This is a genomic window from Micromonospora sp. LZ34 (assembly GCF_052981855.1).
Genome location: NZ_JBRIQN010000015.1, coordinates 121,182 through 135,769 on the forward strand (window position 1 = coordinate 121,182; position 14,588 = coordinate 135,769).

Annotated in this window: 12 protein-coding genes; 8 read left to right on the forward strand and 4 right to left on the reverse strand. The window is 73.4% G+C overall.

Translation table 11 applies throughout. The features are described 5' to 3' along the window. Positions 1-59 precede the first annotated feature (59 nt). The 6 genes from ACVCAH_RS18080 to ACVCAH_RS18105 all read left to right on the forward strand — a co-directional run bounded on the left by ACVCAH_RS18080 (position 60) and on the right by ACVCAH_RS18105 (position 6,662). The gene (locus ACVCAH_RS18080; RefSeq protein WP_447137318.1) at positions 60-1,019 is read left to right on the forward strand and encodes an ABC transporter permease; all 960 of its coding nucleotides are present in this window, start codon (positions 60-62) and stop codon (positions 1,017-1,019) included. Then, the gene (locus ACVCAH_RS18085; protein ID WP_447137319.1) at positions 1,019-2,983 is read left to right on the forward strand and encodes a dipeptide/oligopeptide/nickel ABC transporter permease/ATP-binding protein; all 1,965 of its coding nucleotides are present in this window, start codon (positions 1,019-1,021) and stop codon (positions 2,981-2,983) included. The genes ACVCAH_RS18080 and ACVCAH_RS18085 overlap by 1 nt, the downstream gene beginning before the upstream one ends. Positions 2,984-2,988: 5 nt before the next feature. Then, entirely contained in the window at positions 2,989-4,011 is a 1,023-nt protein-coding gene (locus tag ACVCAH_RS18090) for an oligopeptide/dipeptide ABC transporter ATP-binding protein (protein ID WP_447137320.1), read from the forward strand. Continuing rightward, a complete protein-coding gene (locus tag ACVCAH_RS18095) occupies positions 4,008-4,937 on the forward strand; it encodes a dihydrodipicolinate synthase family protein (protein WP_447137321.1) in 930 nt (309 codons plus the stop codon). The genes ACVCAH_RS18090 and ACVCAH_RS18095 overlap by 4 nt, the downstream gene beginning before the upstream one ends. 121 nt (positions 4,938-5,058) lie before the next feature. Continuing rightward, positions 5,059-5,961 carry an ROK family protein gene (locus ACVCAH_RS18100; RefSeq protein WP_447137322.1) on the forward strand — a complete coding sequence of 301 codons (903 nt, stop codon included), beginning with the start codon at positions 5,059-5,061 and terminating at the stop codon, positions 5,959-5,961. Continuing rightward, on the forward strand, positions 5,958-6,662 hold the full coding sequence (locus tag ACVCAH_RS18105) for an N-acetylmannosamine-6-phosphate 2-epimerase (protein ID WP_447137323.1): 705 nt from the start codon (positions 5,958-5,960) through the stop codon (positions 6,660-6,662). Before ACVCAH_RS18100 ends, ACVCAH_RS18105 begins: the two co-directional genes overlap by 4 nt. A 5-nt stretch (positions 6,663-6,667) precedes the next feature. Here ACVCAH_RS18105 and ACVCAH_RS18110 read toward each other — a convergent pair whose 3' ends face one another. The 3 genes from ACVCAH_RS18110 to ACVCAH_RS18120 form a co-directional block, all read right to left on the reverse strand. After that, the gene (locus ACVCAH_RS18110; protein ID WP_447137324.1) at positions 6,668-7,693 is read right to left on the reverse strand and encodes an acetylxylan esterase; all 1,026 of its coding nucleotides are present in this window, start codon (positions 7,691-7,693) and stop codon (positions 6,668-6,670) included. Between the two features lie 75 nt (positions 7,694-7,768). Further along, positions 7,769-9,709 carry an exo-alpha-sialidase gene (locus ACVCAH_RS18115; RefSeq protein WP_447137325.1) on the reverse strand — a complete coding sequence of 647 codons (1,941 nt, stop codon included), beginning with the start codon at positions 9,707-9,709 and terminating at the stop codon, positions 7,769-7,771. A 172-nt stretch (positions 9,710-9,881) separates the two neighbouring features. Beyond that, the gene (locus ACVCAH_RS18120) at positions 9,882-10,580 is read right to left on the reverse strand and encodes a FadR/GntR family transcriptional regulator (protein WP_447137326.1); all 699 of its coding nucleotides are present in this window, start codon (positions 10,578-10,580) and stop codon (positions 9,882-9,884) included. A gap of 226 nt (positions 10,581-10,806) precedes the next feature. Here ACVCAH_RS18120 and ACVCAH_RS18125 point away from each other — a divergent pair, with 226 nt between their 5' ends. After that, on the forward strand, positions 10,807-12,798 hold the full coding sequence (locus ACVCAH_RS18125) for a beta-galactosidase (protein ID WP_447137327.1): 1,992 nt from the start codon (positions 10,807-10,809) through the stop codon (positions 12,796-12,798). Positions 12,799-12,851: 53 nt separating this feature from the next. On the opposite strand, the gene ACVCAH_RS18130 is transcribed toward ACVCAH_RS18125, so the two are convergent. Continuing rightward, the gene (locus ACVCAH_RS18130) at positions 12,852-14,069 is read right to left on the reverse strand and encodes a sialidase family protein (protein WP_447137328.1); all 1,218 of its coding nucleotides are present in this window, start codon (positions 14,067-14,069) and stop codon (positions 12,852-12,854) included. 170 nt (positions 14,070-14,239) lie between these two features. On the opposite strand from ACVCAH_RS18130, the gene ACVCAH_RS18135 reads away from it, so the two are divergent. Next, on the forward strand, positions 14,240-14,524 hold the full coding sequence (locus tag ACVCAH_RS18135) for a DUF427 domain-containing protein (protein WP_447137329.1): 285 nt from the start codon (positions 14,240-14,242) through the stop codon (positions 14,522-14,524). Positions 14,525-14,588 lie beyond the last annotated feature (64 nt).

The following is a 14,588-nucleotide window of genomic DNA, read 5'->3' on the forward strand; positions in this document are numbered from 1 at the left end:
GGCGGTCCCCGCCGCCGCCCGCCGACGCCCCGCACGTCCCACCCGCCGAGGAGTCCACCGTGGCAGTGATCGCCAGGATGCTGGTCCGCCGCCTGCTCGTCCTGATCCCGCTCCTGCTGGGCGTGATCCTCTTCGTCTTCGTCGTCATGCGGTTCTCCGAGAACAAGCCGGAGTACGCGTACTTCCAGGGCGCCAACCCCACCCCGGAACAGATCCACCAGTTCCAGCAGGAGAACGGCCTGCTCGACCCGCTGCCGATCCGCTACCTGCGGTTCGTCGGCGACCTGGCGCAGGGCGACCTGGGCACCAGCGTGCTGACCAAGGCACCGGTGCTCGACTCGGTGCTCACCGCCCTCCCGCTGACCCTCCAGCTGACCTTCCTCGGCCTGCTGATCGGCGTGGTCACCGCGCTGGTCTTCGGCGTCACCGCGGCGATCTTCCGCGACCGCTGGCCCGACCAGCTGATCCGGGTCGTATCGCTGACCGGGGTCGCCGCGCCGTCGTTCTGGCTGGCCCTGCTGATGATCCAGTATCTGGCCGTCGACGCCGGGCTCTTCCCCACCGGCGGCTACATCAACCCGGCCGACTCCTTCACCGGCTGGCTCCGGTCGCTGACCCTGCCGGCGCTGGCCCTGTCGCTGCCCGTCGCGGCCCAGCTGACCCGGATCGTCCGGACCTCCATGGTCGAGGAGTTGGACAAGGACTACGTCCGCACCGCGATCGGCAGCGGGCTGCCACCGGTCGTCGTGGTGGGCCGCAACGTGTTGCGCAACGCGTTGATCAACCCGCTGACCGTGCTCGGCCTGCGGGTCGGCTACCTGCTCGGCGGCGCGGTGGTCATCGAGACCATCTTCGCGCTGCCCGGGATGGGAAAGCTGATGATCGAGGGGGTGACCAACGGCGACCCGGCGGTGGTGCAGGGCGTGGTGCTCACCATCGCCATCGGATTCGTCCTGGTGAACCTCGTCGTCGACATCCTCTACCTGCTGGTCAACCCACGTCTGAGGAGTGCTGGCTGATGCGCCGACGACTCGCCGAACGGCTGTCCCGACCGGGCATCGGGTTCCGCCGGCTCCCGCCGCTGTCCTGGGTCGCGCTCAGCGTGCTCCTGGTCGTCGCCCTCGCCGCGGTGCTCGCCCCGGTCATCGCGCCGCACTCGCCGCTGACCCAGCACTCCGCCGGCGGCGCGCCGTCCGCCAGCCACTGGATGGGGCTGGACAGCGCGAACCGCGACATCCTCAGCCGCCTGCTGCACGGCGCCCGCTGGTCACTGATCATCGGCCTCGGCGCCACCGGCGTCGCCCTGCTCGCCGGCTCCCTGATCGGCGCCATCGCGGCCACCTCGCGCAAGTGGGTGGACGAGGGCGTCATGCGGGTCCTCGACGTGGTCATGGCCTTCCCCGGAATCGCGCTGGCCGCGGTCCTGGTCGCGGTCTTCGGCGGTGGGATCGGCGTCCTGGTCACCGCGATCGGCTTCCTCAACACCCCGCCCGTGGCCCGCATCGTCCGCGCCAACGTGCTCGCCCAGTACGGGGAGGACTACGTGGCCGCCGAGAAGATCATCGGGGCCCGTACGCCGTACATCCTGGTCCGCCACGTGGCGGTCAACTGCGCCGCGCCCATCCTGGTGTTCTGCACGGTCATGGTCGCCGACGCGATCGTGTTCGAGGCGTCGCTCTCCTTCATCGGCGCGGGCGTCCGCCCGCCCGACCCGTCCTGGGGCAGCGTCATCGCCGACGGCAAGAACCTGGTGCTGCTCGGCGGATGGTGGGCCACCGTCTTCCCCGGCCTGCTGATCCTGCTCACCGTGCTGGCGCTGAACATCCTCTCCGAGGGCATCTCCGACGCCTGGGCGACGCCGACCGCCCGGCGCCCGCCCGCACGCCGCTCCGACGACGTCGACGAGCTGGAGCAGGCCCGGCCCGGCTCCGGCGAGGTCACCGAGCTGCCCGGGCTCGCCGAGGCGGCCCGCCGGCTCGCCGAACGGGCCCGCCCGCTGCCCGAAGGCCCGCCGATCCTGCGGGTGACCGACCTCGCCATCGGCTTCGACGGCCGGCACGACGGGGTGGACATCGTCGACGGGATCTCGTTCGACGTCCGGCCGGGCGAGGTGCTCGGACTCGTCGGGGAGTCGGGCTGCGGCAAGTCGCTGACCGCGCTGACCATCATGGGCCTGCAGCCGCGGGAGGCCCGGGTGCGCGGCAGCATCCGCTTCGCCGGTGACGAACTGCTCAGCATGTCCGCCTCGGCGCGCCGGCGGCTGCTGGGTCACGACATGGCGATGATCTACCAGGACGCGCTCTCCTCGCTGAACCCGGCGATGACCGTCCGCGCTCAGCTCAAGCAGGTCGTCCGCCGGGGCGGTCGGCGCACCGCCACCGAACTGCTGGAGCTGGTCGGGCTGGACCCGGCCCGGACGTTGTCGGCGTACCCGCACGAACTCTCCGGCGGGCAACGGCAGCGGGTGCTCATCGCGATGGCCCTGTCCCGCGACCCGAAGCTGATCATCGCCGACGAACCCACCACCGCCCTGGACGTGACCGTGCAGGCGCAGGTGATCCAGCTGCTGCTCCGGCTGCGGGCGGAACTGGGCTTCGCGCTGATCCTGGTGTCGCACGACCTCGCGCTCGTCGCGGACGTCACGGACCGGGTCGTGGTGATGTACGGCGGCCAGATCGTCGAAACCGGAGTGACCGCCGCCCTGGTCGGCGCGCCCGCCCACCACTACGCCCGCGGCCTGCTCGGCGCGGTGCTCTCGCTCGAGGCGGGGGCGCCCAGGCTGACCCAGATCCGCGGCGTGGTGCCCTCTCCCGCCGACTTCCCGGCCGGTTGCCGCTTCGCCGACCGCTGCCCGATGGCGACCGAGGTGTGCCGCACCAGCACGCCCGAGCTGGCCGGCGACCCCCGCCGGCACACGGCCGCCTGTCATCACCCTGCGATCGAACTCAGCCAGCCGGTGGCGGCGGGAACGGAGGCCCGGTGAAGCCGATGGAACCGGCGCGAACGCCGGTGTTGGAACTGGCCGACGTGCACGTCGTGCACCGGGCCCGCTCCGGCGGCATCTTCTCCCGCGACCGGGTGTACGCGTTGACCGGCGCGGACCTCACCGTCCAGCCCGGCGAGACCGTCGGCATCGTGGGCGAGTCGGGTTGCGGCAAGTCCACCCTGGCCCGGGTGCTGGTGGCGCTGCAGCGTCCCACCGCCGGGACGGTCCGCTTCCGGGGCGAGGACGTGTGGTCGGCGTCGGAGTCGTGGCGCCGACGGACGATCGGCGCGACCACCGGCATGGTGTTCCAGGACCCGTCCACCGCGTTGAACCGCCGGCTGTCCGTCCGGCAGATCCTGCGGGACCCGCTCGACGTGCACCGACGCGACGCGCCGGGCGACCGCGAACGGCGGGTACAGGAGCTGCTCGACCTAGTCGGGCTGCCGGCCAGCTCCGCCGACCTGCTGCCCGGCCAGCTCTCCGGAGGGCAACGGCAGCGGGTCGCTATCGCCCGGGCCCTGGCGCTCGAACCGGACCTGCTGGTGGCGGACGAGCCGACCAGCGCGCTGGACGTGTCGGTGCGGGCCCAGATCCTCAACCTGCTGCTGGACCTGAAGGACCGGCTGGGCCTGGCCATGGTCTTCGTGTCGCACGACATCCAGACGGTCCGCCGGATGAGTGACCGGGTGGTCACCATGTACCTCGGACGCATCGTCGAGCAGGCGCCGGCCCGGTCGGTGCCCCGGCAGGCACGCCACCCGTACACCCGGGCGCTGTTCTCCGCGTCCCCGGGGCTGCTCTCGCCGATCGACCCGATCCCGCTGTCCGGCCCCCTGCCGTCGGCGACCCGGCCGCCGTCCGGGTGTCCGTTCCGCACCCGCTGCTGGCGGGCCGACGAGGTGTGCGCCCGCGACCTGCCCGCCATGCGGGAGCTGGCCGGCGGACATCTCTTCCGCTGCCACCACCCCGTGCCGGACGGCGCCACCGACCTGGAACTGATCAGCCAAGCACAGGAGCGTTCATGACCAACCCCGCACTCACCGGGGTCATCCCCCCGGTGTGCACCCCGCTGACCCCCGACTTCGAGGTGGACACCCGGTCGCTCACCCGACTGGTGGACCACCAACTGCGGGGTGGGGTGGACGCGCTGTTCGTGCTGGGCTCCTCGTCCGAGGCGGCCTTCCTGCCGGACGCGCACCGGAAGGTCGTGCTGGACACCGTGGTCGGTCACGTCGCGGGCCAGGTGCCGGTGCTCGCCGGGGTGATCGACATGACCACGCTGCGGGTGCTCGACCACGCCCGGGTCGCGGCGGAGGCCGGAGCGGCGGCGCTGGTGGCCACGGCGCCGTTCTACGCCCGCACCCACCCGGTGGAGATCGACGCGCACTTCCGGGCCATCGCCAACCGGACCGGCCTGCCGCTGTACGCGTACGACCTGCCGGTGTCGGTGCACAACAAGCTGGGCGCGGACCTGGTGCTTGGCCTGGCCGCCGACGGGGTTCTCGCCGGCGTCAAGGACTCCAGCGGCGACGACGCCGGGCTGCGCGGGCTGATCCTGGGCCGACGTGACCGGCCGGACATCACCGGGTTCAGCGTCCTGACCGGGTCGGAGCTCACCGTCGACTCCGCGTTGTGGATGGGCGCCGACGGGGTGGTGCCCGGTCTCGGCAACGTCGACCCCGACGGTTACGTGCGGCTCTACCACGCCGCCGGCAAGGGCGACTGGGCCGCCGCGCGGACCGAGCAGGAGCGGCTGCTGCGGATGTTCGAGCTGGTGTTCGTGGGGGCGCACCGGATGGGGATGAGCTCGTCCGCGCTCGGGGCCTTCAAGGCCGCGCTGCACCTGCGGGGGATCATCGACCACCCGACCACGGCGCTGCCGCAGGTGCCGCTGAACAGCGAGGAGACGGCCCGGATCGGCCGCTACCTGGCCGACGCCGGGCTGCTGTGACCCGCGACGCGACACCGGGTTCCGGCGGCGACCCGGGCCGGGCGCCGGCCCGGCAGCTCCCGCGCCGGGCGGTGCCGGCGTGGGGCCGCCGCGACCGGCCCGCGCGGCCGGATCCCGACCGGTGAGCGCGCCGTCCGCGACCGTCGGCGTCGACATCGGCGGCACCAAGACGGTCGCCGCGCTGGTGACGCCGGCCGGCGAGGTGGTCCGGCGGGCGGAGGGCCAGACCCCGGCGGGGCTGGGCCCGGCGGCGGTGCTGGACGCCGCCGCCCGGCTCGCCGGGCCGCTGCTCGAGGCGGCGGGCGCCGCGACCGTGGGGATCGGTTCCGCCGGCACCATCGACCCGGCCACCGGTGCCGTCCGCTACGCCACTGACTCCCTCCCCGGCTGGCGGGGCACCCGCATCGCCGACGGGCTGCGCGCGCGGCTCGGCCGCGAGGTGCGGGTGGAGAACGACGTGAACGCCGCCGCGCTCGGCGAGGCGTGGACGGGCGCGGGGTGCGGCCGGGGACACCTGCTCCTGGTCGCCGTCGGCACCGGGCTGGGCGCCGGGATCGTCCGCACCGGCCGCATCGAGCATGGTGCCCGCGGCGCGGCGGGCGAGGTGGCGCACCTGCCCGCTCCGGCGGCGCAGCGGCTGCGCTGCGGCTGTGGCCGGTACGGGCACCTGGAGGCGGTCGCTTCCGGCACCGGACTCGGCGCGGCGTACCGGTTGGCGACCGGCGCGGCCGTCACCGGCCGGGAGGTGGCCGCCCGGGCCATCGCCGGCGACCCGGCCGCCGCCGAGGTGGTCAGCGGCGCCGGGGAGGCCCTCGGCCGCGCCCTCGCCGGGCTGGTCGCCCTGCTCGATCCGGAGGCGGTGGTGCTCGCCGGCGGCGCGGGGGCCGTACTGTTGCCGGCCGCGACCGCCGCGTACCGCGGCGAGCTGCTGCCGGCCTGGGCGGACGTACCGCTGCTGCCCGCCGCACTCGGCCAGGACGCCGTCGCGGTGGGCGCGGCCCGACTGGCGATGGAGGGCCGGTGACCATCCTCGACGACCTCGCCGGCGGGCTGGTGGTCTCCTGTCAGCCGCTGCCCGACGAACCCGACGACCCGATGCGGGACGCGTACGTCCAGGCCCGCGTCGCGGCCGCCGCCGTGCGCGGCGGGGCGGTGGCCATCCGGGCCAACGGACCGGCCGACGTCGCGGCGATCCGTGCCGCCGTCGACGTACCCCTGATCGGCCTGTACAAGCACGGCGCGGCCGGCGTCGTCATCACCCCGACCGCGGCGCACGCCGTCGAGGTGGCGCGGGCGGGCGCGCAGATCGTCGCGATTGACGCCACCGACCGGCCGCGACCGGACGGGCGGCGGTTCGCCGACACGGTCCGGGCGGTCCGCGAGCGGACCGACGCGCTGGTGCTGGCCGACATCTCCACGCCGGCGGAGGGGGTCGCCGCCGTGGAGGCGGGAGCGGACGCGGTCGCCACCACCCTGTCCGGCTACACGCCGGCCAGTCCACCGACGGACGGGCCGGATCTCGACCTCGTGGCGCGGCTCGCCGCACTGCTGCCGGTGCCGGTGATCGCCGAAGGGCGGTACCGCACCACCGAGCAGATCGGCCGGGCCTTCGAGGCCGGCGCGCACGCGGTGGTGATGGGCAACGCCGTCACCTCGCCGCTGTGGCTCACCCGCCGGCTCGTGCCGGTCACTCCCCGGGCGGCGGCCGCCCGGCGGCGTGGTTGAGGTGGTCAGCCCGACGCCGCGGTGAGTTCCGCGTCGGCCGGCAACAGTCGACCGGCCGCCGGGGGCGTCCGGAGCCGGAGCCACCGCAGCTGCGCGCGGCGCTGGAAGGCGGCGCCCCCTTCGTGCCCGTTGTACGGCCACACCGCGATCTCCTTGTCCGGGCTGGCGCAGTGGTTGTAGGCCGCGAACACGGTCGAGGGCGGGCAGACGGCGTCCATCAGGGCGACCGAGAAGAACGCCGGAGCGTCGACGCGGGCGGCGAAGTTCACCCCGTCGACGTAGCCGAGGGTGGCGAAGACCGTGTCGACCTCGTCGCGGCGGGTCCTCAGGTACTCCACCAGTTCGGCGTACGGGCCGGCGTCGGTGATCTCGGTGGCCCGCCGGAAGTGGCACAGGAACGGCACGTCGGACAGGACCGCCGCGAGGCCGTCGACCAGCCCGGCGGCGGCGAGGGCGAGTCCGCCGCCCTGGCTGCCGCCGGCCACCACCACCCGGCCCGCGTCGACCCGGGGATGGGACCGGGCGGCGTCGACGGCGCGCACCGCGTCGGTGATCAGCCGCCGGTAGTAGTAGTGCCGGGGATCGGTGACGCCGCGGGTGAGGAAGCCGTTGCCCTGCGGCGCCCCGACCGGGTCCGGATCGGCGGTGGCGCCGGTCAGCGACCCCCGGCCGCCCTGCCCGCGGGTGTCCATGACCAGGTGCGCATAGCCGGCCGCGCTCCAGAAGAGCCAGTCGTGCGGCAGGCCGCGACCGCTGCCGTAACCGATGTACTCGACCACGCAGGGCAGCGGCCCGGCGGTGTGCCGGGGCAGCAGGAGCCAGCCGCGCACCGGTTGGCCGGCGAAGCCCGCGAAGGTGACGTCATGGACCTCCACGGTGGCCAGGCCGGCGTCGTACGGCTCGAACCGCGCCGGCCAGCCGGCGTCGGCCGCCTCGCCCAGCGTGTCCGCCCAGAAGTCGTCGAAGTCGGACGGCTCGGTGCGGGCGGGCCGGTAGTCACGCAGGTGGTCCAGGGGCAGGTCGACCAGCATGTGTCGTCCTTTCTACGAGGGGCGGCGAGCGGCGCCCGCCGCTACGGCGGGCGCCGCTCGGAGGTGGGGTGGCGGTCAGCCCACCTGCTCCAGCGGAAGCCGGAGCCCGAGCCGGCCGCCGATCGGGAGGTTCCCCTCGCGGAGCAGGTCGAGCTCGGTGGGCGACAGGGCGCGACGGTACAGCGCCACCTCGTCCAGGGTGCCGCGGAACCGGTCGACGCCGTCGATCCGCTGGCCGAGGTGGATCCCCTGCACGCCGAACTCCTTCCCGGCCGTCACGGACCCGGGTGGCACCGCCGCCGAGGCGACCTCGGCGCCGTCGACCCGGAGCGCGAGACGGCCGTCGACCCGTTGCAGCACCACGTGGTGCCATTGCCCGTCGTTGTACGCCTCGGGCGAGGAGACCGAGATGTTGAACCGGTCCACCATGATCAGCGCTCGGATCCGGTTGCTCGCCGGCTCCGCCCGCAACCACACCTGCGGCGTGGTGCCCGACCCGGTCCGGTACGCCCACATGATCGCGTGCGAGCCCCGGGGCTCGGCGTACCGGATCCAGGTGGCGAAGGTGAAGTCCTGTCCGGCCACGTCGATCGAGTCGTCGAACGGCACCTCCACCCGGTCGTCGACACCGTCCAGGGCCAGCCCGTCGCCGAACCGGCCGGGCACCGGCTGCGCGCCGCCGCGCACGTAGGCAGGGTTGAGGTGAGGTGAGGTGTCCGGGCTCCGGGGTCCCGGCGCCGGCGGTCCCGGGATCCCTGGGGGCGTCCCGTTCGGGGTGGCCAGGTACGCCTCGTTGAACCGGGCGTAGCGGATCGTCTCGTACGGAGTGGCCTGCCCGGCCTCGTACATCAGCGCCGCCTCGTCCCCGTCCAGCCGGAGCAGGTCGGAGTACGCGGTCGGACCCCAGTAGAAGACCTTGCCCTCGTCCCAGGTCTGCCAGCTCCGCCCCTCGTCGAAGGACGAACGGACCGCCATCACCTCGCGCGCCACCGGATGGGCCGGCGAGGAGAGCAGGATCCGGTTGCGGGCGTCGCCGGCGTCGGTCGCGCTGAATCGCAGCATGGACGCCTGCACGTCGGGCATCTCCAGGTCGGGGATGGTCCGGAACGCAGCGTCGAACGTCTGCCCGCCGTCGCTGCTGGTCGCGTACGCCCGGTGCCCCGGGTCGGTGCCCCGTTCCCGGGCCAGCGCGTAGATCCGCCCGTCGGTCAGCTCGACGACGGTGACCTCCTGCGCGATCACCGAACCGTCGTCCCGGAACGTCTCGGCCCCGATCTGCCAGCTCAGGCCGCCGTCGTCGCTGTACAGCAGGTGGGTGCCGTAGACGTGGGCGCCCACCCCGTCGTAGCTCTCGAAGCTGGCGCCCACCACCAGCCGGCCGGCGTGCGGGCCGCGCTGGAGCTGGATTCCGTGCATCGGCCCGGTGGCGTACCAGTGGTTCCACTCCGGGCGCTTGGCCTCGGTCAGTTCCCGTACCGGCGACCAGGTCGCGCCGTGGTCCTCGCTGGTCACCAGGTACGGGTCCCGGTCGCAGCCGTTCGGACAGGGCGTCGGGCCGTTGCCGGTGCCGACCACCGCCACCCGCCCGGTGCGCTCGTCGACGATGGGCACCGGGTTGCCCCGGGTCTGGCCGTTGCCCTCGACGACCACCTGGAGCGGACCCCAGGTGCGTCCGCCGTCGGCGGAGCGGCGCAGCACCAGGTCGATGTCCCCGTCGTCGCCGCAGTCGTCGACCCGCCCTTCGGCGAAGGCGAGGATCATGCCGTTCTTCGCCCGGACCACCGCGGGGATCCGGAAGCAGGCGTATCCGAAGTCGCCCCGCTCGTAGAGCACCTGCTCGTCAACGAACGGCGCGCCGCTCGCCTGGTCCGGCGCGCCGGCATCCTCCGCCGCGCCGGCGGTGCTCGGAGCGGTGAGCGTGCCGACGATCATGCCCGCCACGGCCAGCAGGGCACCCGCCCGTCGGCGGATCGACCACCCGCCGATGACGTGCCGTGTTCGATGACCATCTCTCATGTCGAGCCCTCCGGATCGATGGTGGTTGGCATCAGTCACCCTACGTGGGACGTAGGATGTCCGGAAGAGGTGACTATCGATTCCCGGCCAACGCGGAGGACGACCGGCGGCGAGGGTCGCGGGTGCCGGGCACCACGCTCCTGGCGCCGCCTGCGGCGGCACCGCTGACAGGTCAGGCGGGCTGCTGGCCCGCCTCGGCGAGCCAGCGCTCGGCCCGGGCGATCCTGGCCTTGACGTCGTCGAAGTGCAGGCGCATCGCCTCCTGGGCGCCGCCGCCGTCGCGGTTGCGCAGGGCCTCGACGATCCGGCGATGGTTGGCGACGACATCCGCCGCCCGGTCCTCGGGCGGGCCGAGTGCCGGCTCGACCTCGTGGTAGACGTCCCAGAACAGCCCGATCAACTGGAGCACGAGTTCGTTGTCGAGGGACTCGTAGAGCAGGGAGTGGAAGGCCCGGTCCGCCTCCTTGTCCCGGGCCATGGCGGTGACCAGGGCGTCCAGCGCCGCCAGCCGGGCCTCGCTGATGTCCTGCGCCACCGAGGCGATCAGCCCGGTCTCGAGGATCTCGCGGACGGCGACCAGGTCGTGCAGCGCCCGGATCCCGTGCCCGGACCGGGTACGAACCCGGAAGGTCAGCGACGGGGTGAGCACGTCCAGCGGGGCGTGCCCCACGAACGTGCCGAAGCCGTGCCGGATCTCCACGATGCCCAGCGCCTGCAGGGCGCGCACGGCCTCCCGCACGCTGTTGCGGCTGGCGCCGAGCAGATCCATCAACTGTGGTTCGGTCGGCATCGCGGCGCCGGGCGCCAGTCGCCGCTCGTGGATGAGGGAGACGATCCGCTCCTGCAGGCTCTCCTTGGTGCGTGCCCGCATGCTGCCTCCCACTCCGCGCCGGGACTCTCCTCGCGCTCCAAACATCCCATGTCATGGCACCGACAGGGCGGGGCGGTGGGACGAATTTACACCCTGAGCGCCTTGACGGTCACCGCACCCCGACCTAGATTGCCTCCAGCACGCCAGACATCCCATGTCCGCCTCGCCCGAACTGGCACCGTTCCGGGGCGGTCTTCCCCCGTCCCAGACAAGGAGTGGATCCAGGATGACCATGCCTCGAATCCTGTTCGGCGGTGACTACAACCCCGAACAGTGGCCGGAGGACGTCTGGGCCGAGGACATGAAGCTGATGACCGAGGCGGGCGTCTCGCTGGTCTCGGTGGGCATCTTCGCGTGGGCCCAGGTCGAGCCGCGACCGGGCGAGTACGACTTCGGCTGGTTCGACCGGGTGCTGGACCACCTGGCGGAGGCCGGCATCGGGGCGAGCCTGGCCACCATGACCGCCTCACCGCCACCGTGGCTGTCCCGGCTGCACCCCGAGGTGCTGCCCCGCCGGATCGACGGGGTCCGGCTCTGGCCCGGCGCCCGCCAGCACTACTGCCCGTCGAGCCCGGTCTACCGGGAGCACGCCGGCCGGCTCGTGGAACGGATCGCCGCCCGCTACGGCGACCATCCGGCCCTGCGGCTGTGGCACGTCGGCAACGAGTACGGCTGCCACGTCCGGGCCTGCTACTGCGACGTGTCCGCGGCGGACTTCCGGCGCTGGCTGCGCGAGCGCTACCACGACGTGGCCACGCTCAACGCCGCCTGGTCGACGGCGTTCTGGTCGCAGCGTTACGACGACTGGGACGAGGTCCTGCCGCCGCGTACCGCGCCGACCTTCGGCAACCCGGCCCACAAGCTCGACTTCGCCCGGTTCAGCAACGACGCGATCCTCGCCTGCTACACGATGGAACGCGACATCCTCCGCCGGCACACCCCGGACGTCCCGGTGACGACCAACTTCATCGGCCTCGTGCACAAGCCGATCGACTCCTTCCGGTGGGCCGCCGAGCAGGACGTCGTCAGCCTCGACAGCTATCCCGACCCGTACGACCCGCGGACGCACCTCGATGCCGCGTTCGGCTACGACCTCGTCCGCTCCGCCCGCCGCGGCCAGCCGTGGCTGCTCATGGAGCAGGCGCCGAGCGCCGTCAACTGGCGGGAGCGCAACGCCCCCAAGCCGCCGGGGGTGATGCGGTTGTGGAGCTGGCAGGCGGTCGCCCAGGGCGCGGACGCGGTGCTCTTCTTTCAGTGGCGGCAGGCCGCGGGCGGCGCCGAGAAGTTCCACTCGGCCATGCTGCCGCACGCCGGCGCGCACACCCGTACCCATCGGGAAATCCGTGACCTCGGCGCCGAGATCGCGGCGGCGGCGGAACTGGCCGACACCCGGGTACGCGCCGAGGTGGCGCTGCTGCACGACTGGTCGAACTGGTGGGCGGTGGAAGGAGACGCCCACCCGGCCCCGCTGGACCTGCTGGCGGCGCACCGGGCACACTACGCGCCGCTGTTCGACGCCCACGTCACCTGCGACGTGCTGCCACCGGACGCCGACCTGGACGGGTACCGCCTGGTGGTCGTACCCAACCTCTACCTGCTCACCGCCGAGACGGCGGCCGCGCTGCGCGATCACGTGGAGCGCGGCGGCACGCTGCTGGTGTCCTATTTCTCCGGCGTGGTCGACGAGACCGAACGCCTGCACCCTGGGGGCGCGCCGGGCCCGTTGCAGGAGCTGCTCGGGCTGCGGGTGGAGGAGTTCTGGCCGCTGCCCGTGGACGGCACGATCGGCCTGGACGTCGAGGGCCGCCAGGGTCGGGGCCTGGAGTGGTCGGAATGGGTCGAGCCGGCGGGCGCGGAGGTGGTGGGCACCTTCACCGAGGGCGAGCTGGCCGGTCGGCCGGCGGTCCTGCGGCACCGCCACGGCGCCGGCACCGCCTGGTACCTGGCGACCCGCCCCGATCCGGCCCTGATGCGGGCGGTGCTCGACCGGGTCCGCGCGGAGGCCGGAGTCGAACCCGTCCTGCCCGGCCTGCCCGACGGCGTGCAGGCCGTCCGCCGGCACGGTCCCGACCGGTCGTACCTGTTCCTGCTCAACCACGGTGGCGTCGAGGTCACCGTGCCGCTGCCGACGCCGGCCGTCGACCTGCTCGGTGGCGGGGACCGCCCGATCGACCTGGTGACCCTGGCGCCCCGCGGCGTCGCCGTGCTGCGTTCGTGACGCGGGTGTGCGCCGCGGCTCGAGCCACGGCGCACACCCGGCCTTCCATCAGCTCAGGTCAGATCGCGGATCGGCACCCGCCGGAACGTGATGGTCTCGTACGGACCGAAGCTGCCCGTCTCGTACAGCACGCCGACCGTGTGGGAGTCCAGCTGCACCAGGTCGGAGTAGGCGGCGGGCAGGCCGGACAGCGCCCTGGCGGGTCGCCAGGTGACTCCCCGGTCGGTGCTGATCCGCAGCGTCATCGCGGCCCGGCTGGCCGGGTCCGCGGGGCCGGAGTAGAGCAGGGGCGCCTTCGGCCCGGTCAGCTGCAGGACGCTGGCCTGCACGACCGGCCCGACCAGGGTCGCCTGCGGCCGGTACGGCTGCACGAGCGTCGCACCGCCGTCGGCGCTGTAGGTGTCGGCCCGGTTGCCGGGCGCGCTGCCGTTGTGCTCCCGGGTGTTCAGGTAGAGCCGGCCGTCCGGCAGCTCCGCGGCGGTGGACTCGTTGACGTTGAGGTATCCGTCGGGGTTGTCGTCGACCGCCCCGATCTGCCAGTTCTCACCGCCGTCGTCGCTGTAGAGCAGGTGACCGCCGTAGTACTTGGCCTCGGTGCCGAGATCGGACGAACCAGCCGGCGGTGCGATCGAGTGGTTGGCGGGCACCACCAGCCGGTCCCGGTGGGCGGCAGCGGTCAGCCGCACCGCGTGACCGGGGCCGGTCGCGTACCACCGCCAGTTCGACGCCTTGGCCTGTGCGGTGATCTCGCGCGGAACCGACCAGCTCACGCCCTCGTCGTCGCTGTGCTGGACGAAGACCCGGCGGCTCTGCTCGGCCGTGACGTCGCCACGCATGATCTCGGCTTCCGAGGCGTCGCCGGCGTTCACGGTGGACAGCAGCACCACCCGGCCGCTCGCCGTCAGCACCGGCGCCGGATTCCCCGCGGTGTCCGGCCCCCGCTCGTGGACCACCTGCAGCGGTCCCCAGGTGCATCCGCCATCGCCGGACCGCTTCAGGACGAGATCGATGTTCCCGGCATCGCTCAGCGAGCCCTGTCGTCCCTCGGCGAAGGCCAGCAGGGTCCCGGACCGGGCGCTCACCACCGCCGGGATCCGAAATCCGGTGTAGCCGTCGGTGCCGGCGACGAACGGCACGGAGACGTCGCATCGCTGCCCGCCGGCCGCCGAACCCGCCGTCGCGGGCGCGGTGCCGAGCGTCAGGGACGCGGCGAGTGCGACCCCGGCCAGGGCGATCATCGGGCGGGGTGACTGGACTGTCATCACGGACATGCACACCTCTTTCGTGGTGGTGGGTGGCCCTGTGGCGGCAGTGGAGCCGGCGACGTCGGTGCGAAAGATGCCTGTCACCGGAGGAGGTAGGACGTCCACTGTCCGGGTCCAGACGGTAATGGCGGAATTCGATGTGGTCAAGGTCGATGGGGCGGCCTAGGCTGGCCGGTATGCCGAAAGCCGTCTGGAACGACCTGGTCGTGGCCGAGAGCGACGACACCGTGCTGGTGGAGGGCAACCACTACTTCCCCCGGGCCGCGCTGCGCGCGGACCTGATCCGCGAGTCGGCGACCCACACCGTCTGCCCGTGGAAGGGCACCGCTTCCTACTACACCCTGGAACACGCGGGCCGGACCAGCCCCGACGCGGTCTGGTACTACCCCGACCCGAAGCCGGAGGCGGAGATGGTCCGCGACCGGGTCGCCTTCTGGAAGGACGTCCAGGTCGTCGACTGAGCGCATCGGGTCACCCGGCTCGGGGCCGGCTGGCCGTCGCCGGCCGGGGTGGGCCAGGATGCCG